Below are 20704 nucleotides of genomic sequence, written 5' to 3'. Positions count from 1 at the left end.
TAAATGCATTTGATACAAAATCAATCAAAAAAACAACGATCTTAGCGCCGCATTAATATGAACCCGTTACATGACAATTCTCATCAGGCAGGCACGCATTATTGATCCGGCTTCTCCATTTCATGCAACCACGCAGGACGTTTTGATTGAAAACGGACAGATCAAACAAATTGCACAATCTATTTCAGCTTCAACAGACAAGACTATTGATCAGCCAAATCTGCATCTTTCACCGGGCTGGTTTGATTTGTTTACGCATTTCTGCGATCCTGGTTTTGAATATAAAGAAACTTTAGAAACAGGAATTGAAGCTGCTGCTGCTGGCGGATTTACAGAAGTGATGGTACTGCCCAATACACAACCGGTTGTTTCAGGAAAATCGCAGGTTGAATACATTGTGCAAAAATCAAGAAATGCAGCTGTCAGCATTCACCCTTCCGGTTCAGTAACCAAACAAACAGAAGGAAAAGAACTCGCAGAAATGTATGATATGCAATCGGCAGGAGCCATTGCGTTTACTGATGGCATCAACCCTGTTCAATCGGCCGGACTTTTATTGAAAGCCCTTCAATATGTAAAAGCATTTAAAGGAACCATCATTCAGATACCTGATGACAAAACAATCGGCACCTATGGTTTAATGAACGAAGGTATCATCAGCACAAGATTGGGCTTACCGGGCAAACCGATTCTTTCTGAAGAAATACAGGTGGCAAGAGATATTAAACTCACCAGGTATGCAGAATCAAAACTGCATTTAACCGGTATTACTTCGCCCAAAAGTATTGAGTATATTAACAGGGCCAAACAAATAGGAACAGCAGTAAGCTTTTCGGTTACTCCTGCACATTTATATTTCTGTGATGAAGATTTGCAGAGTTATGATACGAACCTGAAATTATATCCGCCTTTAAGAACTGCTACTGAAAGAGAAGCGTTGAAGCAGGCTGTATTGAATGGTTCGGTTGATTGTATTACAACTCATCATGAACCGCATGAATACGATAGTAAGATCTGTGAATTTGAATACGCTAAACCCGGTATGATTGGACTGGAAACATGTTATGGTGTAATGGGTGCCATTTTCGGCGATCAATTAAGTGCTGAAAGATGGGTGGAGCTTATCAGCATCAATCCGAGAAAGATTTTAGGATTAGATGTACCAACGATTAAAGAAGGATCAATGGCCAATGTAACAATCTTTGATCCTCAAACGACTTATACGTTTACAACAGATGCTATACGATCCAAATCAAGAAACTCTGCCTTTATTGGCAAAGAACTGAAAGGAAAAGTAATCGGCATTATCAGTAACAATCAGTTAAAACTCAACTAAAACTTTGTTTATGGAAAAGAATAAAAATATTTCAATTGGGGCAACATATGGAGTTTTGATTGGATTGTTATATGTAATAGTGTTGTTTGCAAGATGGACTTTCAGTTCAAATTTTATTGTTTTTGGGTCAATAGCATTTTTTGGCTACATACTTGTTTTGGGATTCCTTTTTTTCGAGGCTTACCAGCGAAGAAAACTTGAGCCACGCAGAGTAATTGATTTAAAGAATTTGTTTCAAACGCTATTCATTTCGGTTCTAATATTTGAATTGATATATGGGATCTATAATTATCTCCATCTTACAGTAATTGATCCTGATGTTGTAAATAGAATGAAAGCAGGAATGGAGCAAATGTTTGATAAAATGCCAGAGGGTCAGATTTCTGCTAAACAAAGAGAAGATTCACTGAAACAATTTGATGAAATGAAAAAAGCTACAGAAACTTGGTCAGATAGTAAAAAGCTTTTTGATTTCTATTTCAATCAGTGGTTTTTTGCTTTCGTTATTGCTTTAATAATGCGTAAAGAAGATTCCAGGCACTGAAATGCCTCAACATATTTAACTATTTATGAACCTGAGTATTGTTATTCCACTTAAAGATGAAGCTGAATCATTACCCGAACTCTGTTCATGGATTGAACGGGTAGCGAATGAACAGCAATTATCGTACGAAATTATTTTAATGGATGATGGCAGTACCGATGATTCCTGGAAAGTAATTCAGCAATTACGAACAGCGAATGCCAATATCAAAGGCATTCGCTTTCAGCGTAATTATGGTAAATCAGCTGCATTGAACGAAGGCTTTAAAGCTGCACAGGGAACGGTTGTTATTACCATGGATGCTGACCTGCAGGATAGTCCCGATGAAATTCCCGACCTGTACAAAATGATTGTAACAGATGGGTTTGATTTAGTGAGTGGCTGGAAGAAAAAGCGTTACGACAATACGCTCACCAAAAATATTCCTTCAAAATTTTTCAATGCTGCTACAAGAAGAATGAGTGGCATTAAACTCCACGATTTCAATTGCGGATTGAAGGCTTATAATAACAAAGTGATCAAAAGCATTGAAGTATATGGTGAGATGCACCGCTACATTCCGGTGCTGGCCAAATGGGCCGGCTTTCGGAAAATTGGCGAGAAAGTAGTTGAACATCGCAAACGTAAATACGGCATTACCAAGTTTGGCTGGGAACGGTTTGTAAATGGGTTTTTAGATCTGGCTACCATTTCATTTGTCGGCAAGTTTGGAAAGCGTCCCATGCACTTTTTTGGTTTATGGGGAACGCTTTGTTTTTTACTCGGCTTTGGCATCAGTATCTATTTAGCCGTTTCAAAAATAATTGACAGCAGTAATGCCATTACCAACCGTCCAGCATTTTATGTTGCACTTACGGTAATGATCATCGGTTCACAATTATTTCTTGCAGGATTTATTGGTGAACTGATTTCCAGAAGTTCACCTGAGAGAAACACTTATCTTATTGAGGAAAAAGTTGGCGTGTAAGAGATAGATGCACTGATTGAACTGATTATACAGATTTCCACTGATCATAAATTTCGACTGCCTATGTACTTACACGAAGAACTCACTGATAAAATAATTCGTTGTTTTTACAACGTATATAATGGACTTGGATATGGATTTCTTGAGAAGGTTTATGAAAACGCTTTATTGATTGAATTAAGAAATTCCGGTCTTGTTGCCGAAAATCAGGTTTCGATTAAAGTATATAACCTGGGATTGGAAGTCGGTAATTATTACGCAGATATTTTGGTTGGAAATAAAGTTATTTTGGAGTTAAAGGCCGGAGATATGGAACAAACTATTATTAATCATGAGTTACAGTTAACAAATTACCTGAAAGCAACAAATTATGAAGTAGGCTTACTTTTACTGTTTGGAATAAAGCCCCAGGTAAAAAGAAAGATTTTTTCAAACGACATCAAATAAATCTTCTAAATCAGCAGAATCAGTTCAATCAGTGACTCCATTAAATTCATCCCGAAAAATCGTTATCGTTGGCCCGGCACACCCACTGCGTGGCGGTATTGCTGCTTTCAACGAACGGCTTGCAAAACAATTCATGGATGAAGGTCATAGTGTAACCATCTATTCATTCAGCTTACAATACCCTGATTTTTTATTTCCCGGAACAACTCAATATTCATCTGAACCAGCACCGGCAAATCTGAACATTCATACGAGGATCAATTCTATCAATCCACTCAACTGGATTGCTGTTGGTACTGAAATCAAAAAATCTAAACCCTGATTTAGTAGTGGTTCGTTACTGGTTACCATTAATGGGACCTGCATTGGGAACAATTCTGAGAAGAATCAAGAAAAATAAATTCAGCAAAATCATTTGTATTGCTGATAATGTTGTGCCGCATGAAAAAAGAATGGGCGATCACGCATTTACAAAATACTTTATTAAACCGGTAGATGCATTCATTACCATGAGTGATAAGGTGCTGACCGATCTGCGTTCCTTTACACAAACCAAGCCTGCACAATTAGAGCCACATCCATTGTATGATCATTTCGGCAGTATCATCAACAAAGAAGAAGCAAGAAATCATCTGCATATTAATCAAACCGAATTCATCTTCTTATTCTTTGGCTTCATTCGTAAATACAAAGGATTGGACTTGTTACTTGAAGCCTTTGCAAAACTCAAGCGCTCCCAACTACAAACTAAAAACTACAAACTTCTTATAGCCGGTGAATTTTACGAAGACAGAAAATCTTAGGATGATCTGATTGAAAAACTCGGTGTCAAAAACGATCTGATTTTAAAAACAGAATTTATTGCAGACAGTGAAGTAAAATATTATCTCTGTGCAGCAGATGCAGTTGTGCAGCCATACCGCAATGCTACTCAAAGCGGTGTTACTCCCCTCGCCTATCATTTTGAAGTGCCGATGATCGTTACCAATGTAGGTGGGCTCCCTGCAAATGTTCCGCATGGCAAATCAGGTTTGGTTTGTGAACCAACAGTTGATTCCATTGCCGATGCCATGCAGAGTTTTCTGAAAACAGGAACTCAACAGTATCTTCCCCAACTTCGTGAAGAAAAACAAAAATATGCCTGGAGCAAAATGACCAATGCCATTTTTCAACTCGCCTATAAATAATTTACATTTGTATTATGAGTGAGCAAATCAAACAGATCATCAGTGATTCCATTGCAGTAAAACAGCAATTGTTGAATGATAAAGCAACGATCAAACGGTTGAATGAGGTAACCAATATTATCGTTGAAGCTTTTCACCGGGGTAAAAAAGTATTGTTTTGCGGCAATGGCGGCAGTGCTGCCGATGCTCAGCATTTAGCTGCTGAATTCAGCGGTCGTTTTTATTTAGACCGTGATGCTTTGCCTGCTGAAGCATTGCATGTAAACACTTCTTATCTCACCGCCATTGCCAACGATTACAGTTTTGAAGTGGCTTATGCAAGATTAATCAAAGGAATTGCTCATGATGGCGATGTTTTAGTTGGATTATCTACTTCAGGCAACTCAACTAATATTGTTGAAGCTTTTAAAGCCGCCAAAGAAAAAGGAATGATCACGGTTGGCTTTACGGGTGAAACGGGTGGCAAACTGAAAGAGCTGAGTGATCATCTCTTCAATGTACCATCTATTGTTACTCCACGTATCCAGGAAAGTCATATCATGCTGGGTCATATTATTTGTCAACTGGTTGAAGAAAGATATTTTGCAACACATTCATGATCCATTCACCATTTACAAGAAAAATTTCTGCCAATACGGTTTACTATTCACCATTGAACATGACCCCATTACCAAAGATTACAAAAGACTGGACCTTATTTCTCGACCGTGATGGCGTTATCAATGAAGAAGTGGTCGGCGATTATATCCGCAACTGGGATGAATTTCATTTTCGTCCGGGTTCATTAGAAGCCATTGCATTGCTCTATCCTTTTTTTCAACGCACAATTATAGTAACCAACCAGGCTGGTGTTGGGAAAGGTTTAATGACATTGGATGAACTGAATAAAATCAATGAACAGATGCTGCAGGAGATTCATGCTGCAGGTGGACGGATTGATAAAGTGTATTGCTGCACGGCAATTGATAATAAAGACATTAACCGAAAACCCAATCCCGGCATGGCTTTGCAGGCAAAAGCTGAGTTCCCTGAAATTGATCTCAGCAAATCAATCATGGTGGGTAATATGCCCAATGATATGAAGTTTGGCCGCAACTTCGGAGCATATACCGTATATCTCCCTACCCGTGCTGAAGAAACACCTGATCCATTGTCGGTAGATGCACAGTATAAAGATTTGTTATCCTTTGCCAAAGACCTCAGCAGCAATGCCTGAAACACAATAATTTTGCCCCGAATCAGTTAATACGTTGAATGCAAAAAATCTTTACTTTTTTCCTGTTACTTTCTGTTCTTGCTGCATCTGCACAGAAGCTGACTCCTGCTGAACTGAAGCAATTCAAAACAAGACAGGATTCTCTGAAACAGTTTGCATTTGATATTGTGAATGGTAAAGATGCAGCCGTTCGTTTCCGCAGCGACAGCAACTTTACAAGAATACTCGTAAGGGCACTTATCCAGGACAACTCTTTTTATTTCCCGTTTGATTCATTAAGAGCCATTTCAAAATTATATAGTGAAGACAGCAGCTTCCGCATTTTTACCTGGCAGGTAGTGAAAGATGATGACTATTGCCGTCAGCGTGGATTTATACAGATGCGTAAACCAAACGGCAATCAGAAATTTATTCCCCTGCGTGATGTAAGTGAATTTACAGAAGCTGATACAGATACCATTGCTGATCCCGGTGGATGGATTGGTGCAGTTTACTATCGCATCATTGAAAAAGAATATCTCGGTAAAAAATATTACACCTTACTCGGTTATGATGAAAACAATAACCGCTCTACCAAAAAATGGATTGATGTAATGAGGTTTGATGAGAAAGGTGTTCCTGTATTTGGATTGGCTTCTGCTTTCTCCTTTGTAAAAGACAGTATTCCCAAACCTGGTATGAACCGTTTTTTACTGGAGTATAAAAAAGATGGAAGAGCAAGAGTGCAGTATGATGAAGACATGGATATGATTTTGTTTGATCACCTGATCTCCGAAAGCAATGAACCAAATAAAAAATCTACAGTAATCCCCGATGGCGACTATGAAGGTTTTCAATGGACAAACGGGCAATGGCTGCACATTGACAAAGTGTTTAATTTTAAACTGAAAGATGGTGAAGCTCCTGTTCCTGAAGCCCTTGACTTTAATAAGAAGAATAACCCGGATGATATAGAGAAACCGGCTCCAACAACTCCTGCTCCTAAAACACAAAAGAAGCCGGCAGCAAAACCTCCGGTGAAGAAGAAGACTGGTGGTGGGTAAGAAGGATTCCTTTGTGAGCGATTGAATATCTTTTCAACTATCGAATCATTACCTGTCAACATTTCGACAGGCTCAACGTGACAAAACTAATTTCCTCTCCTCCGTTTTGTTGATTTTGATTTATTTCTGTCGTTGATCTTTTGCAGCACAGAATCATCTGCAGGTGCATTTAACTGTTCGTCTTTTTTCTTGACCCAGATAGTAATTGATTTTTTTACAGTTGCATCTTTTTTCAGCTCCACTTCTACTGTAATAAAAGGATACGTAATATTCCAGTCAATCCAGATGCTGTTGCCCTGCAACTTTCCATTACTGGTTTTAATGTGCAGCTGGTCTGCGCCGAGCGGTACATATTTTCCATTACTCAGTCTTGCATCTACATTAATATAATTCCAGGAACCTTTTTTCAAACTGTCTGTGTACAGGTTAAAAAACAGGCTGTCTATTTTCTGAGCCTTCAGAAAACCAGACATCAATACAAACGATAACAGGAGAATATTCTTTTTCAAACGATCTATTTCAAACAAAGATTGGAAAACTATGCCAATGGTTGACAGTAAAATAAACTTTAACAAATCCATGCTTCGGGCGTAATACCGACGAGACATGTTAATTAATCCAATCAATTTCAAAGAAACTCATTGTCTGTCGGTATTATACCGGAAAGATTTGGTGTACTTTATAAATCTATTTGGTCTAACTTGTAACTGTTGTTTCACCTTAAAAAAACAAACATGAAATTAATTGTATTTGGTGCAACCGGCCAGGTTGGCTTACAGTTGGTAAAACAGGCTCTCTGGAAAGGGCATACTGTAAAAGCTTTCGGAAGAAATGTCTTTGATCTCGAAGTAAATAATGAAAATCTTGAAATCATAAAAGGCGCTTTGTTTGATGCAGGTGAAGTGTATGATGCTATTAAGGGTTGTGATGCAGTTTTAAGCAGTATTGGTGGTGCATTTGACGGAACAGATAAAACCCGTTCACTGGGAATGAAAAACATTCTTGCCCAAATGAAGAAGGCTGCTGTAAAGCGCATTGTTGCATTAGGCGGAATGGGCATCTTAAATGCAAAAGAAAACCTGTTGCTCATGGATGAGAAAGATTATCCGCAAGAATATATTCCCGTTGGTAATGAACACCGCAAAGCATATGAATACTTAAAGGCTTCCGGATTGGAATGGACATTTGTGTGCAGTCCGGATATTATCAATGATGGGCCAACAGGAAACTATATCACCAATAAAGATTATCCCCCTGATCCAAACCTGAACCACATTAATGCCGGAGACCTTGCACAGTTTATGCTGAATGAACTGGAGAAGAATGAATATGTGCAGGCAAGGGTTGGTATCAGCGCAACATAGCTGATAGAAATACGAATAAAGCAGATTGTTACGGATAAGATATTATTTCAAAAATCTGTGTCAATCCGTCCCATCTGCGTCATCAGTGTTTCTATCTCAGGAGCGTTTCATCTCCCACAAAAAAATACTCGTGGCAATTGCTGCATTCAACGACTCTGCTTCACCAAAGCGTGGAATCATGAGTTGATGAGTAAGCAAACGCATCACTTCAGTGCTGATGCCATTGGCTTCGTTGCCAATTACCAAAACACCTGATGAAGGAAATTTGAAAGAAGAAAGTTCTTTTCCACCCAGCACTGCACCAACAACAGGAATTTGCTGATCTGCTAAAAATGTATAAAGATCTTTCTCCACCACATTTACACGGATGATGCTGCCCATGGTTGCCTGTACAACTTTGGGATTGTAGATATCAGCACAATCAGGTGAACAGATGATATTGCTGATGCCAAACCAATCGGCAAGGCGAATAATGGTACCCATATTGCCGGGATCACGGATGCCATCCAGTGCCAGATACCATTCATTCTCCAGTTTGCTGATTTCTTTTACAGGAAAGTAGTTGATAATAGCCAGTGCCTGGTTAGGCGTTTGCAGTTGTGAAATGCGTTGAAGTTCTTCTTCTGTGATGATATGCTTTACGGGAATTTTCTCTGCATCAGGATGCGTTTGAAAAAATTCTTCGGTTGCGTATAACCGAAAAACCTGCCCCGGCTTTTCACGGATAAACTCAGCCACCAATTTGTTACCTTCAGCCAGAAAGAGCTTTTCTTCCTCTCTTCTTTTTGTGGCCTAAACTTTGAATATATTTGACTTCGGTTTTACTTAGCATAGATTCACTATTTTATGACATTCACCCGGGCATTGTTTAAATTTCTCCTTATTGGCCTTTCTTCTGCATTTTTTGCCGCCTGCGGCACAAGGAAATATATCAGCATAAAAAACTATCCCAAAGAACGTCCTTTTGTGTATGATAATAAAATTGAAGTAAAATCGCAGGACCTCAGCAAAGATGAAAAATCTGTTCTTAACGACCGCCTGATAACCCAGCTCGACGACAGCATGCATACCACCGTTAAGCAGTCCTATGTTTTCTTCAAAAGGCTCATGAACCCGGCTGTTTTTGATACAAGCTACGCCAAACAGAGTGCCTTGAACATGGAGATCTTTCTCAAAACAATCGGTTTCTATAACGGTAAAGTCACCGATACAACCTATATCGACACAGTAAATGGAGCAAAGCCACAGTACAGAGCTATTACAACCTTCAATGTAACAACCGGCCCGATTTTCAGGATGGACTCTATTGTTATTTTGCCGAATGATTCAAGCCGCAATGAGTTGCTGGTGCTGAAAGAACTCACTTACAGAAATCTTTCCAACAGTCTGCTGAAAAAAGGCGAACCGTTTACTGAAGCAATAGTTGCAGCAGAAATGGACAGGCTGATTGAACTGTACCGGAACAATGGCTATTACAATGCCACAAGAGATTTGTTATATGCCGATGTGGATACTGTTTTTTTAAAATTACTTGATCCGGAACTGGCATTGGATCCGATCCGCCAGTTTGAAGTATTGCTGGAAGCCCAGGAAAGAAGAAAGAATCCACTGGTGAATGTGTACATCCGTACCAAGCCCAATATTGATACATCTGCTTTCAGGGTTTATCACAACCGCAACATCACCGTTTATCCTGAGTTTAAGAACGATGGAATTGATACAGCAACAACCATTCCCGGCACCAATATAGCAGCCTCCCCTTTTCAAACAAATACAAGAAGAGGCATCTCCGTTAAATACAAAAAGGAAAAGTTCAAACCCTATTTCATCAGACAGCATTTGGTATTAAGACCCGACAGCATTTACAGGGCAATTGACGTTTCCTTACTGCCGATGAACTGAACAAACTCAACCTCTGGCAGATCATCAAGATTCAGCCAATGAAGGCCAAAGACGATTCTTCAAAAATTGACTATACCATCTTTTTAACTCCATCCAAACGATATACATTCAGCACCAACCTTGAAAGTGTTTTCAATCAGGTACAATCATCATTAAGTACAGCCGGTAATCTTGTTGGTCTTGGTGTAAATTTTGGTTTAACTGACAGGAATATTGCCAAGCAGGGAATACAAATGAGCCAGACAATCCGGGTGGGTGTAGAACTTGGCCTGCCTCCATTGAATACAGGTTTACAGGCAACTGAATTAACCTATAGTAATACCTTATCTATTCCAAAAATACCCAGCTGGTTTTATAAAAAGAAAAGCAGACAATGGTTGAACAAGAAAACCTTCTTTACCAATACGATTTCTGTTATTGACCGCAACATTAATAAGAACGGATTATTTGCACTTACTTCCATTACTTCCACATTTGGATGGCAGTATCAAACGAAGAGAAATGAAATCTGGCGTTTAAGTCCGCTGAATATTGAGTATGTAAAACTGTATGATATTTCCACCAGGTTCAAGGATCAACTGGACACAACACCTTTCTTACGTAATTCGTTTAACCAGGGCTTTGTATTGGGCACTTTCAATGTCAATTATTCGAAGCCGCAGATCATCATTAAAAATGAACCTAACAATACTGTTATTGCTTCTTACCGCATCACCTTTGGAGACTCAGTGGCCGTTTTTGGCCGTTTAAAAAAAGCCATCCCTCTTTTTGATAAAGAGTTATTTGAGTATGTAAAACTGGATGCTGAATTTAAATACAAGATTACTAAACTGAAAAGAGAATGGGTTTTCAGAGCAGCAGCAGGTGCAGGTTATCTGTATGATAACGATACATCGAGTATGCCTTTCTTTAAACAGTTTGCAGGTGGTGGCCCTTACAGTATGCGTGCATGGCCATTGCGGAGTATTGGTCCCGGTGCAAGTCCCATGGAGCCACGCAGCGGAAGAAACCAGTTCTTCAGCCGTACAGGTGATATATTGTTTGAAGTAAATGCTGAATACCGTTATGATATTTTATCCATCTGGCCCAATTCACTCATTCTGCGTGGTGCATTATTTATGGACGCAGGAAATGTATGGAACATGCGGAACAATGGAAACAGGGAAATGATACAGCCGTATTTCAGTTAAATCATTTTTACCGTGATATGAGTGTAAGTGCAGGTACCGGTTTACGTCTTGATTTTGTTGGTCTGTTTTTGCTGCGTGTAGATTTTGGTTTGCGTGTTAAAAACCCGGCATTCCCATTTGTTGAACAGAATGCAGGCTGGCGTTTTCCTACACCCAACCTGAAGAATTTATTTGGTCGCACCGAAGCCGATCGTAACTGGCGCTACGAAAATTTCAATATTTCTTTAGGAATTGGTTATCCCTTCTGATCCTTTGACTTCTTTAATCCATTCCAGTGTTTCTTCCAGGCTTCTTGCTTCATTGAGTGTAAATTCTCCTATTCTTGTACGACAGAGTTTGCTGAGGTAAGCACCGCAGCCCAATGCTTTTCCGAAATCATAAGCAAGGCTCCTGATATAAGTTCCTGTTCCGCATACCACACGGAAATGAACAACAGGTAATGTAATTTGGGTGATCTCAAATTCTTTAATAACGATGGGTCTTGGTTCCATCACCACATCAATTCCTTTTCTTGCCATTACATAAGCAGCCTGTCCATTCTTCTTAATAGCTGAATGTGTTGGAGGCACCTGCTGTATATCGCCAATGAATTGTTTGGTTGTTGCATGAAGAAGTTCTTCTGTAACAAATGAATAATCTTTGAACTGCTCCGGTTCACTTTCCAAATCATAAGTTGGAGTTACTGCACCCAATGTAAATGTTCCGGTGTATTCTTTTTCACGGGCCTGGTATTCATTGATCTTTTTGGTAAACTTTCCTGTACAGAGTATGAGTAATCCTGTCGCCAACGGATCAAGCGTACCGGCATGACCAACTTTTTTTATTTTGATAGTGTTAAGCACTTTCGCCACTACATCGAATGAGGTCCACTCTAATGGTTTATCAACTAATAACACCTGGCCTTCTGTAAAAATGGTTTGTATCTCCGGTTTCATGTGGGGCAAAGGTAACAAATTCAACTTTGGCAAAGTTCTTTCAAAAAACAGCGCAGGTATCTGCAACTCTAAAAGTTCGGAGACCTGGCGCAAGAATGAGGCGTGGCTTTGTGGCCGGCTTCTTGTGCCTTGCAGTCAACAACCTATTCAATAAACACAATCGAAAACAGTCCGCACTGTTTTCCATAATAATAATCCCTTGCACTGCTGTACAGGTATTCTTCTGCTTTATCAACAAAACCTGCAACTACAGGATTGTTATGAATATAATACAGCTTTTGTCTTAACATTTCTATTGTTGTTAATTCAATCGGTTGGTTATGTTGTTGCCATAGTTGAAACGATTGGTTGTTACTGTTATTCTTTCCTGCCTGTTCCATCATCCATAACATCCATTCCTTTCTGCTTTCACCGGGATGCTGCTGAATTGCTTTCTTTAATTCTAAAGAAGTATGACGTTTCATATCCCTTACTATATCTTCGAGAGGATTTTTATTACTGCCGATAATCATGTGCACATGATTGGTCATAATACACCAGGCATAAACTTCAAGTCCTTTTCTTCACAGCAATGTTGCCAGCTTTTTAAGAGGATGTCTTTATACTCATTTTTTGTGAACAGATCAATCCACTGAACAACTCCATAGGTTATGAAGTAAAGTTGTTGCTGATCACTGAATTTATATTTTCTGCTCATGACAGCTTAAATATAAGCACTCCGTTGCTCAGGCACAAGAAGCCAGCGCTCCTTTCCCCGCCTCATTCTTGCGCCAGACTTACTATTATTTAATCTTGATATACTTGCGCCATTTGTTGAACAACTCCATAGGATATGAAGTAAAGTTATTGCTGATCGCTGAATTTATATTTTTTACTCATGACAGCCTAAATATAAGCACTCCGTTGCTCAGGCACAAGAAGCCAGCGCTCCTTTCCCCGCCTCATTCTTGCGCCAGACTTACTATTATTTAACCTTACATACTTGCACCATTTGGTGCTGTAGATAACGATTTAAGTTAATGAAAACTATGGTTTTATGGGCAAATGAGCAAAAATCAGTATGTCTGTAGTTACAAACTACAGACAGCTTTCATCTTTTTTTCTTTACTCATCGTTTACCAAAACCAGCTTTATGTGCCTGGAATACTAAGGATAGCTGGGGAGCGGCAAACCTTTTGTTGGCTGTTGTGCTTATTATATTATGCCTGAATAACCACTTTTGATCCTTCATTGTATATTCTAGTTTGAGTTTCAGCACCTATTTTATAAGTTATCTCTAATGTCTTTTGACGAGTAGGGTCTGGGTCACCAGCTATATCATTTGAAAGTGTAAACTCAAGTCTGTCATTGCTTAATAATAAACTGAGTTCATTTTTAATATCAAAAGAATTATTTTCAGATCCATAAATTGCTTTTATAATTTCAATTTTTGAATTTTGTCGTTTTTGTTTATTAGTTACGTTATCGCCTTGCTTTTCAACAAAAATACGTAAAAGTTCAGCCTTTAGTAAACGTTCTAAATCTAAATCAGATTTATAAATAATAAAACGTTTTGACTTTATGTCTAGCGGTATATCCTCTACAGATTTAGCGATAAATATTGTTGGTTTATCTAGGGCTTGTGCAATACCTAACTCGTAAAGTACATTAGCATTTCGCCCGTTGATATTTGCAATAATTAAATTGGCTTTAACTATACTTTTTAAAATTTGGCTAAAAATGTCTCCTCGATAAAACTTTTCGTCACCTCTTTCGCATCTCAAGCCAACATTTGAGCAAATGTTCTTTATTGTTTTAAAATCTTCTAAAAAAATTGTTCATGAAATGGGGTAAGTACAAAAACAAATTCTTTTTCGACTTCTAAATCTTTTTCATTTATTCCATTTGATTTTAAAAAATTATTTAGATGAACGGCTTTCTGTGTGTCATTGGTTTTAATATTCTCATCCTCTAATTCTCTTCTCAAGAAAAGGTGGTTAACATCCCGCCATCTGGCTTCATTCATCATTAGCCGATCATTTAACTTGTAAAACTCATGCTCCAGAGAGCTCCTCATTTGCTCCATTTGTATCCTTCGTTCTTTTTCATCGTATTTTGTTTTTCTTAGTGTTCTAAAAATAAAATAGGTGACAGCACTAATAAATACTGTTATTAATGCAGACAGTAGTGCAATGTTAAAGTCTTGACTATTTAAGAAATCCTTCATTTATTTATTGCTTTAGAAGTAAAAAGTTTTCAATTACTTTATATAGAATAAAAATTGTTGTAAAATAATTTATTGCTGTTAAGAAAATAGACCATCCAATAGACCCGCCGTCATACAATTTGATAGATCTCCTCCATATTATTACATTAAGAATTGAAATAATTGTGATCACAAAACAGTAAAACAAAGCATCATTTTTACTTGTAGTCAAAGAAATTGCATGTGCAGCTAAGAACGAAAGGGCTAAAAAAACAATATCAACTGGCAACTCGTATATTGCTTTTAAAAGAATTGGGGCTTCAACACTTCTGTCAATAGCTAGCCTTAATAAAAATGATAGAATAAGAATTGCGATAGGTAAAATCAGCTCAATATGCTCCATAATGGGTATTGCTAAATTTGTAGTAAGGTATAATTTATTTTCAGGTTATTTTAGTTTTGGTCAATTTTAATACTGCCACTGTAGCATAGCAGCCAACACGCTAATTTATGATATAAGATGCAACCTTCAAAAGAAAAAGAACATGAAAATCAATCAATTGAAATTATACTTTTTAGATTGTCGTCAGGACAATCCAATCTTCACATATAATAACGTAGCGAGTATGATTGCTGCCATGAAAACGGAACTGTGAAACGAGCGTGGCAACAGTTGATGCCATGAAATGATGGGCTGGTAACATCATTCTTTCCGTACTTCCTATCTCCCTCCTATATCGCCTGCCTTGTCTTAATCTCAATGTATTTATTAATCGTATTCACCGTTACATTTTCCGGAGCTGTGAGGATACTGAGGATACCGGCGTTCTGTAATTCTTTTACAATCAAACGCTTTTCATGTGCATATTTGCCGGCAATGGTTTTTACATAGAGGTTTTCAATATCATGTACGTTCTGCGTGGTTACTTTTTTCAGTTCGGTATTTTCAAAGAAGACGAGTAAGAGCAAATGATATTTGGCAATGCGTTTCAGGTAAGGCATCTGCCGCTGCATACCGGCCAGTGATTCAAAGTTCGTAAACAGGATAATTAAACTGCGCTGCTTAATGGTTGCACGGATTCTTGTGTAGAGCAATTCAAAATCGGATTCCAAAAAAGCGGTTTGCTGGTTGTAAAGCTGCTGCAATACTTTTTCTAACTGCACCGGTTTCCTGTCGGCTGCCAGCATAGACCCCATCTTATTACTGAAGGTCATCAATCCAAACTTATCCTGCCTGTACAAAGCTACATTACACATAACGAGACTTGCATTGATGGCATAATCAAGCAAGGTGAGATCATTAAACGGCATCTTCATCAACCGTCCCTTATCAATTACACAATACACCTGCTGACTTTTTTCATCGGTGTAGGAATTGATCATGAGTGAACCTTTTCTTGCAGTTGCTTTCCAGTTCAGCTTTCTTACATCATCGCCCTGCACATATTCTTTCACCTGTTCAAACTCCATACTGTGACCAATCTTACGTAATCTTCTGTTACCGGCATCTTTGGTTTGTGCGGCTTCTGCATGCAGTTGATATTTTCTTATCTGCATAAAGGATGGATACACCGGCACCATCTCTTCTTCATCACCTGTAAACCTCCGCTCAATTAAACCAAGCAATGACTGCAGGTACACATTTACTTTTCCAAAATGATATTCGCCTCTTTCAATGGGCCGCAGTTTATACCTGAACTCTTTTTCCTGCCCGGGTTTTAATGTTTCTTTTATGGAAAATGTACGTAACTGAAATTGCGGCGGCAATTCATCAACAATTTCTGTTTTTACAGTAAAGGGATAATTATTCTGCACGGTGATCATTACCGGATTTTCATCTCCGTTGCTTAACCGTTCAGGTAAGTAACGTTCTATAAGAGGTTTACGGTTTAATGCAAAGAGGAAAAACAGATCAGCAGTAAATGCTGCCATCAAAATAAAAAAGATGAGCTTGGCTGCCAGTTCCATTGCAGGAAAAAAGAAGGCGGTTAAAAAAAGCAGCACGCAGATTCCCAGCAATACAAAAAAACGATTGCTGATGTACATGGTCTTCAGTACAAACTGAGCCAGTACATACAATAAGCCGCCGCAAAGTAATAACAGCCAGAACATATTATCTCGGTACTTCTAATGATTTAATGATGCGGTCGATGAGCTCATCGGCTGTAATGCCTTCCATTTCTTTTTCAGGAGTTAAGATGATGCGGTGACGCAGTACATGCGGCGCCACTTCAATAATATCTTCAGGCGTAATGAAATCCCTTCCACGCATTGCTGCAAATGCTTTCGATGCTTTTACAATGGCTAACGATGCTCTTGGTGATGCTCCTAAAAAGAGTGATGGATTATTTCTTGTTTCGTTTACAATTTTTGCAATGAACTCCAGCAGTTTTGGCTCAACCACAATCTGCCGGATGGTTTCACGGTATTGAGCAATTTCACTGGAAGAAAGTACTTTCACAATTTCATTGAGCAAATGCCTGTTATCGGCCTGGTGCTGATTGGTAAGAATAATTACTTCTTCTGCCAGTGTTGGATAACCCACTTCAATTTTAAACAGGAAACGATCGAGCTGTGCTTCTGGTAAACGGTAGGTTCCTTCCTGGTCAATAGGATTTTGTGTTGCCAGTACCATAAAGGGAACGCTCATGGGATAGGTTGTTCCATCAACAGTGATCTGCCGTTCTTCCATTACTTCAAACAAAGCTGATTGTGTTTTTGCAGGTGCACGGTTGATTTCATCAATCAATACAATATTGCTGAACAGCGGACCTTTCCTGAACTGGAAGCTGGCTTCTTTTGGATTGAACACTGATGTACCCAACACATCACTCGGCATCAGATCGGGTGTAAACTGAATGCGTGAAAAATCTGCATCAATCAGTTTGGCCATGAGTTTGGCCGACAATGTTTTTGCCACTCCCGGCACACCTTCAATAAGGATATGACCATCAGCTAATATTCCTGCGATCATCAGTTCTACCATCTGCTCCTGCCCTACAATTACTTTACCCACTGCTTCACGAATGGTGCTGATGGCATTGTTGAGCTGCGTAAGATCGGTGCGTTGCTGAAAAAATTGATTGTCCATGAAGTTTATGATTTAAGAAAAATTTGCATGCGGTTATTTAACTCAAGAATCTGCTGATCGTTGATGTCAGCTGATTCCTGTAAGATACTGATGAATTGAAAAAAGTTTTTCACTTCTGTTTCTTCCACTCCCGTTTTTCTTGCCAGTGAAGAAAAGAATTCTGCATTGAGCTGTGAAGTGTTGAGATAATAATGTGTGCGGATATGTTCCATAAAATAAGTAATCATCTTATGGGCAATATTGTGATTGTCTTTTTTCTGCAGGTATAATCGTCCGATAGTTTCCACAAATGAAATACTGGCATTTGTATTTTTTTGCTTCACCGGAACAGGCCGCTGTCTACGTTTGCTGCCAAAAGCAATATAGAGCAGCATCAATGCAACTGCAATAAGCAGTGCCCATTTCAGCATGGGATATTTCATAAACACTGCAAAGGAAGAAAAGCTTTCGTTGGGAAAATTGCCTATCCGGTAATAATCATCCCAATAAATTGCATAACGGTCGGCGGCTGTATAACTCAATGCTTTTTCAAGGTATTCTTTATTGTTCCTGCTGAGTAAAAAATAATTGCTGAAGGTTTGCGGATGCAGGTGAAAGAAAAACCGACCCTTGCCATATACTACAGAAATATAATTGGGATCACCACTTTCATTTAACCCAAGTGTAGATGCGCCAATACTGTCGGTATGGACAAAGTTGGCATCAAAGGGATAATAGAAAAATCCATACCGCTGTTTACCCAACAGGTTACTGTCGCTAAACTGAACCGTTGAATAACGCATGGGACCTTTGGAAGAAACCTGGCTCTGGAACATACTGCTGAGCGAATAATACTGCACCTGCACACCCAGTGTATCGAGCAATGTTTCATCAATATATTCTGCTGCAATAAATAACTGATTGCCGTTGTCTACATACTGCAGCATTCCATTGAGATCTTTTTCACTCAGCAATACTTTTTTACTTACTACAACATATAAACTCCGTGTACCGCCGATATGATTGATCCAGTTATCATAAAAATTCTTGCTGAAAGTTTCTATGCTGTTCCCTTTATATCTTTCCCTCAGCATCTGGAAAGCAGTAAAGGTTCCAAATGGTTTTTTACTCCGCTTGGAGTAGCTGTGCGTCATATCAGGCAGCTTTACTGCGCTCTTCTTTCCACAGGAAATAATTGCTGAAAGCAATACAAACATCAAACTGTATCGTAAAAGATTTCTCAACTCTGTTTCAGCTTTGCATGAAACTGATCAAATTCCTGCTTCACAGGTTTGAAGACATCTTCTTCAATAGTGAAATCGCCATACCATGCATATTCATAATGCAGGGTAATGCGTGCAAACTCGTTCCTGTATTGCGGCTTGCTCAACTCTCTTACATATTGATAATTCGTTTTATCGGGAGATAATTGCAGCCATCCTTTATCAGCCAACTTCGATAAAGTTTGTAAATAGAGATAACGTATAGCAAGACGGTGATTGCCTGTACGGATAGCTTCTTTCAACTGGCGTTCAAGATATTCTTCATTTGCAACCGGTTCTTCTTCCACCTGCAATGTTTTATTCCTGGTAGGTGCGGCGAATAATCCACGTTCTGATAGAAAGAGCCGGTAAATAATAAACAACACAACTCCAATTGCAATGACCCACAATAAAAATTGAAAGATGGGAAACACATCGCCTCTTGGTGCTGTGTCAACCGGTTCCATTTCCTTTTGATTCTTCAGGTATTCATCCTGTCTTACTTTCAGTAAACTGTCTAAATTTTTTACATACGCAAACTCTTTCTGCCGTTTCAGGTTTCTTAAACTGTCGGCCGGGTACATCCATGTGTTAACCGTTAACGTAGTATCTGTAAACTGTTGTTCAGGTGCATCTTCATCATATTCATCTTCATCATCGTTAGAGTAAACAGTATCTGCAACAGATTGCGGGGCTTCCACAACAACTGTTGTATCGGTTTCCTGTGCATTTACTTTTGCTGCACAAAAAAACAAACTGCAAAACAGTGATAAGAATACAGCAACTGGTTTTAATGTACTCATGCCCTGATCTTAGCTGCCCACTCAGGATCTTTACGCATACGCTTTTCCAGCATAATTGGATAGATAACAAAATACCAGACGATAAAAATAAATGATACAGCCAGTATGCTGATGCTTGCAGCTACGGGAAGAGATGTATTGGTTGTTTTATCAAATGCATTGGAGCTGAGACGTGTAATATAACTTTCCAGGAAGGCGGCCGTAATGGTAATGGGAATAAGACTTACACAAATTTTCATGGCATCCTTCACTCCATGTTTAAATGAATACCATCTTGAATAGGTGCCTGGAAATAAAATGCTCCTGGCTAAAATAAAACCTGCACATGCTTCAATGATCATTCCTGATATTTCCAGTGTACCATGAATCCAGATCACCAGTACACTTTCCCATCCCAGTCCTTTGGCAAAAAACATATACTGGAAACTGCCCAGCATAATGCAGTTCTGAAAAAAGAACAGCATAGTTCCGATGCCGAAAAAGATACCGCTGGCTACAATTAAAAATCCAACCTTGATATTGTTGAAGGCTATCCGTACAAACATGGAAAAGCGGCTGGAGTCGCTGTATACACCAAACGGATCTCCCTTTTCAATATTCTCTTCCGTCATGGATACATAATTTTCGCCCAGCACTCCTTTTACAAACTGGTCGTCTTTCATGGAAGAAAGTACCGCCATTGCGCAAAACACGGCAAAAATGATAAAGGTATAAAGCAGCATGCGGTGATACTTGCGGAACATGAGCGGCAGTTCATATTGCCAAAACGTAAGGATCCTTGAAAACCGTTGCTTTTTATTCTGGTAAATGGTTTGATAAATACTTACCGCCAAACTGTTGATCCACCTGGTTACCCGGCTGTGCGGATAAAATGTTTTGGCATACGATAAATCGTCAAGAAGGGTGATAAACCGGTCGGCCATCTGGTCGGGGTCTTCGGTTTGCAGATACTGGTACTCGTTCCACTTCTGCGCATTTTTTTTGATGAAGAGTGCTTCTCTCATAGTGTGTCAGAAAATTGAAAATAACAAGTAATTTTTAATTCTGGCGAATGAATTTTGTTTTTTCACTGACACGGCTTTGAGGTTGTCTTAAAAGTGAATTCGGAAACAGCGGCCGGAAAGACGGTAAGCCGGAAAGCATCGAAAAGTAATGATCAGTTTCTTCCCTACTTACGCCTTCCCGGCAATTAGATACATTGTGAGCAAATCAAATGTAAATCGAAAATTATTTTAAATACTTTGCTTACAGCC

The 20704-nt window shown here is 38.9% G+C and carries 21 protein-coding genes and 3 pseudogenes; 12 read left to right on the top strand and 12 right to left on the bottom strand.

Annotation, left to right across the window (positions count from 1 at the left end; genetic code table 11):
- Window positions 1–70 precede the first annotated feature (70 nt).
- The 8 genes and pseudogenes from IPK31_16540 (at window position 71) to IPK31_16505 (ending at window position 6740) form a co-directional block, all read left to right on the top strand.
- On the top strand, window positions 71–1336 hold the full coding sequence (locus IPK31_16540) for a dihydroorotase (GenBank protein MBK8089408.1): 1266 nt from the start codon (window positions 71–73) through the stop codon (window positions 1334–1336).
- 10 nt (window positions 1337–1346) lie between these two features.
- Window positions 1347–1880 (top strand): DUF4199 domain-containing protein, encoded by a 534-nt coding sequence (locus IPK31_16535; GenBank protein MBK8089407.1) that lies wholly within the window; start codon window positions 1347–1349, stop codon window positions 1878–1880.
- Window positions 1881–1905: 25 nt separating this feature from the next.
- Window positions 1906–2847 carry a glycosyltransferase family 2 protein gene (locus tag IPK31_16530; GenBank protein MBK8089406.1) on the top strand — a complete coding sequence of 314 codons (942 nt, stop codon included), beginning with the start codon at window positions 1906–1908 and terminating at the stop codon, window positions 2845–2847.
- Window positions 2848–2910: 63 nt separating this feature from the next.
- Complete coding sequence (locus tag IPK31_16525; GenBank protein ID MBK8089405.1) at window positions 2911–3294, top strand: GxxExxY protein; 384 nt, start codon at window positions 2911–2913, stop codon at window positions 3292–3294.
- 133 nt (window positions 3295–3427) lie between these two features.
- Window positions 3428–4481: pseudogene (locus IPK31_16520) on the top strand (glycosyltransferase).
- Window positions 4482–4495: 14 nt separating this feature from the next.
- A complete protein-coding gene (locus IPK31_16515; GenBank protein MBK8089404.1) occupies window positions 4496–5080 on the top strand; it encodes a D-sedoheptulose 7-phosphate isomerase in 585 nt (194 codons plus the stop codon).
- 59 nt (window positions 5081–5139) lie between these two features.
- Window positions 5140–5697 (top strand): HAD-IIIA family hydrolase, encoded by a 558-nt coding sequence (locus IPK31_16510; GenBank protein MBK8089403.1) that lies wholly within the window; start codon window positions 5140–5142, stop codon window positions 5695–5697.
- Between the two features lie 38 nt (window positions 5698–5735).
- Entirely contained in the window at window positions 5736–6740 is a 1005-nt protein-coding gene (locus IPK31_16505; protein ID MBK8089402.1) for a hypothetical protein, read from the top strand.
- Window positions 6741–6826: 86 nt separating this feature from the next.
- On the opposite strand, the gene IPK31_16500 is transcribed toward IPK31_16505, so the two are convergent.
- Window positions 6827–7249, bottom strand: coding sequence for a hypothetical protein (locus IPK31_16500; GenBank protein MBK8089401.1), 423 nt, complete (start codon window positions 7247–7249; stop codon window positions 6827–6829).
- Between the two features lie 225 nt (window positions 7250–7474).
- Between IPK31_16500 and IPK31_16495 the strand changes: the two genes are divergently transcribed.
- Entirely contained in the window at window positions 7475–8104 is a 630-nt protein-coding gene (locus tag IPK31_16495; protein ID MBK8089400.1) for an SDR family oxidoreductase, read from the top strand.
- A 96-nt stretch (window positions 8105–8200) separates the two neighbouring features.
- On the opposite strand, the pseudogene IPK31_16490 reads toward IPK31_16495, so the two are convergent.
- Window positions 8201–8936, bottom strand: a pseudogene (locus IPK31_16490) (RNA methyltransferase).
- 14 nt (window positions 8937–8950) lie between these two features.
- On the opposite strand from IPK31_16490, the gene IPK31_16485 reads away from it, so the two are divergent.
- Genes IPK31_16485 through IPK31_16475 form a run of 3 tightly spaced genes read left to right on the top strand, consistent with a single transcriptional unit; the run spans window position 8951 to window position 11444 of the window.
- A complete protein-coding gene (locus IPK31_16485; GenBank protein MBK8089399.1) occupies window positions 8951–10006 on the top strand; it encodes a hypothetical protein in 1056 nt (351 codons plus the stop codon).
- A gap of 38 nt (window positions 10007–10044) precedes the next feature.
- Window positions 10045–11196: a BamA/TamA family outer membrane protein gene (locus tag IPK31_16480; protein ID MBK8089398.1), complete on the top strand. Its 1152-nt coding sequence runs from the start codon at window positions 10045–10047 to the stop codon at window positions 11194–11196.
- A complete protein-coding gene (locus IPK31_16475; protein ID MBK8089397.1) occupies window positions 11142–11444 on the top strand; it encodes a hypothetical protein in 303 nt (100 codons plus the stop codon). Before IPK31_16480 ends, IPK31_16475 begins: the two co-directional genes overlap by 55 nt.
- On the opposite strand, the gene truB is transcribed toward IPK31_16475, so the two are convergent.
- The 10 genes and pseudogenes from truB to IPK31_16425 all read right to left on the bottom strand — a co-directional run bounded on the left by truB (window position 11421) and on the right by IPK31_16425 (window position 20455).
- On the bottom strand, window positions 11421–12131 hold the full coding sequence (truB, locus tag IPK31_16470; protein MBK8089396.1) for a tRNA pseudouridine(55) synthase TruB: 711 nt from the start codon (window positions 12129–12131) through the stop codon (window positions 11421–11423). The genes IPK31_16475 and truB overlap by 24 nt on opposite strands.
- Before the next feature lie 143 nt (window positions 12132–12274).
- Window positions 12275–12828: pseudogene (locus IPK31_16465) on the bottom strand (transposase).
- 502 nt (window positions 12829–13330) lie between these two features.
- Complete coding sequence (locus IPK31_16460) at window positions 13331–13894, bottom strand: hypothetical protein (GenBank protein MBK8089395.1); 564 nt, start codon at window positions 13892–13894, stop codon at window positions 13331–13333.
- A 41-nt stretch (window positions 13895–13935) separates the two neighbouring features.
- Complete coding sequence (locus tag IPK31_16455; protein MBK8089394.1) at window positions 13936–14337, bottom strand: hypothetical protein; 402 nt, start codon at window positions 14335–14337, stop codon at window positions 13936–13938.
- Between the two features lie 4 nt (window positions 14338–14341).
- Window positions 14342–14719, bottom strand: coding sequence for a hypothetical protein (locus IPK31_16450; GenBank protein ID MBK8089393.1), 378 nt, complete (start codon window positions 14717–14719; stop codon window positions 14342–14344).
- Window positions 14720–15048: 329 nt separating this feature from the next.
- Window positions 15049–16428 carry a DUF58 domain-containing protein gene (locus IPK31_16445; GenBank protein ID MBK8089392.1) on the bottom strand — a complete coding sequence of 460 codons (1380 nt, stop codon included), beginning with the start codon at window positions 16426–16428 and terminating at the stop codon, window positions 15049–15051.
- Between the two features lies 1 nt (window position 16429).
- Window positions 16430–17407 carry a MoxR family ATPase gene (locus IPK31_16440; protein ID MBK8089391.1) on the bottom strand — a complete coding sequence of 326 codons (978 nt, stop codon included), beginning with the start codon at window positions 17405–17407 and terminating at the stop codon, window positions 16430–16432.
- Between the two features lie 5 nt (window positions 17408–17412).
- A complete protein-coding gene (locus IPK31_16435) occupies window positions 17413–18630 on the bottom strand; it encodes a DUF4350 domain-containing protein (protein ID MBK8089390.1) in 1218 nt (405 codons plus the stop codon).
- A complete protein-coding gene (locus IPK31_16430; protein MBK8089389.1) occupies window positions 18627–19451 on the bottom strand; it encodes a DUF4129 domain-containing protein in 825 nt (274 codons plus the stop codon). The genes IPK31_16435 and IPK31_16430 overlap by 4 nt, the downstream gene beginning before the upstream one ends.
- On the bottom strand, window positions 19448–20455 hold the full coding sequence (locus tag IPK31_16425; protein ID MBK8089388.1) for a stage II sporulation protein M: 1008 nt from the start codon (window positions 20453–20455) through the stop codon (window positions 19448–19450). The genes IPK31_16430 and IPK31_16425 overlap by 4 nt, the downstream gene beginning before the upstream one ends.
- Between the last annotated feature and the right edge of the window lie 249 nt (window positions 20456–20704).

It is taken from the genome of Chitinophagaceae bacterium (assembly GCA_016713085.1).
Classification (GTDB): domain Bacteria; phylum Bacteroidota; class Bacteroidia; order Chitinophagales; family Chitinophagaceae; genus Lacibacter.
Note: the sequence above shows the minus strand (reverse complement) of the source record. Positions and strands in the feature narration are given on the sequence as shown.

What these genes read in the sequence shown, in the direction of transcription:
- IPK31_16540 (MBK8089408.1), top strand. Translation starts at nt 71, where the DNA reads ATGACAATTCTCATCAGGCAGGCACGCATTATTGATCCGGCTTCTCCA.
- IPK31_16535 (MBK8089407.1), top strand. Translation starts at nt 1,347, where the DNA reads ATGGAAAAGAATAAAAATATTTCAATTGGGGCAACATATGGAGTTTTG.
- IPK31_16530 (MBK8089406.1), top strand. Translation starts at nt 1,906, where the DNA reads ATGAACCTGAGTATTGTTATTCCACTTAAAGATGAAGCTGAATCATTA.
- IPK31_16525 (MBK8089405.1), top strand. Translation starts at nt 2,911, where the DNA reads ATGTACTTACACGAAGAACTCACTGATAAAATAATTCGTTGTTTTTAC.
- IPK31_16515 (MBK8089404.1), top strand. Translation starts at nt 4,496, where the DNA reads ATGAGTGAGCAAATCAAACAGATCATCAGTGATTCCATTGCAGTAAAA.
- IPK31_16510 (MBK8089403.1), top strand. Translation starts at nt 5,140, where the DNA reads ATGACCCCATTACCAAAGATTACAAAAGACTGGACCTTATTTCTCGAC.
- IPK31_16505 (MBK8089402.1), top strand. Translation starts at nt 5,736, where the DNA reads ATGCAAAAAATCTTTACTTTTTTCCTGTTACTTTCTGTTCTTGCTGCA.
- IPK31_16495 (MBK8089400.1), top strand. Translation starts at nt 7,475, where the DNA reads ATGAAATTAATTGTATTTGGTGCAACCGGCCAGGTTGGCTTACAGTTG.
- IPK31_16485 (MBK8089399.1), top strand. Translation starts at nt 8,951, where the DNA reads ATGACATTCACCCGGGCATTGTTTAAATTTCTCCTTATTGGCCTTTCT.
- IPK31_16480 (MBK8089398.1), top strand. Translation starts at nt 10,045, where the DNA reads ATGAAGGCCAAAGACGATTCTTCAAAAATTGACTATACCATCTTTTTA.
- IPK31_16475 (MBK8089397.1), top strand. Translation starts at nt 11,142, where the DNA reads ATGGAACATGCGGAACAATGGAAACAGGGAAATGATACAGCCGTATTT.
- truB (MBK8089396.1), bottom strand. Translation starts at nt 12,131, where the DNA reads ATGAAACCGGAGATACAAACCATTTTTACAGAAGGCCAGGTGTTATTA.
- IPK31_16455 (MBK8089394.1), bottom strand. Translation starts at nt 14,337, where the DNA reads ATGAAGGATTTCTTAAATAGTCAAGACTTTAACATTGCACTACTGTCT.
- IPK31_16450 (MBK8089393.1), bottom strand. Translation starts at nt 14,719, where the DNA reads ATGGAGCATATTGAGCTGATTTTACCTATCGCAATTCTTATTCTATCA.
- IPK31_16445 (MBK8089392.1), bottom strand. Translation starts at nt 16,428, where the DNA reads ATGTTCTGGCTGTTATTACTTTGCGGCGGCTTATTGTATGTACTGGCT.
- IPK31_16440 (MBK8089391.1), bottom strand. Translation starts at nt 17,407, where the DNA reads ATGGACAATCAATTTTTTCAGCAACGCACCGATCTTACGCAGCTCAAC.
- IPK31_16430 (MBK8089389.1), bottom strand. Translation starts at nt 19,451, where the DNA reads ATGAGTACATTAAAACCAGTTGCTGTATTCTTATCACTGTTTTGCAGT.
- IPK31_16425 (MBK8089388.1), bottom strand. Translation starts at nt 20,455, where the DNA reads ATGAGAGAAGCACTCTTCATCAAAAAAAATGCGCAGAAGTGGAACGAG.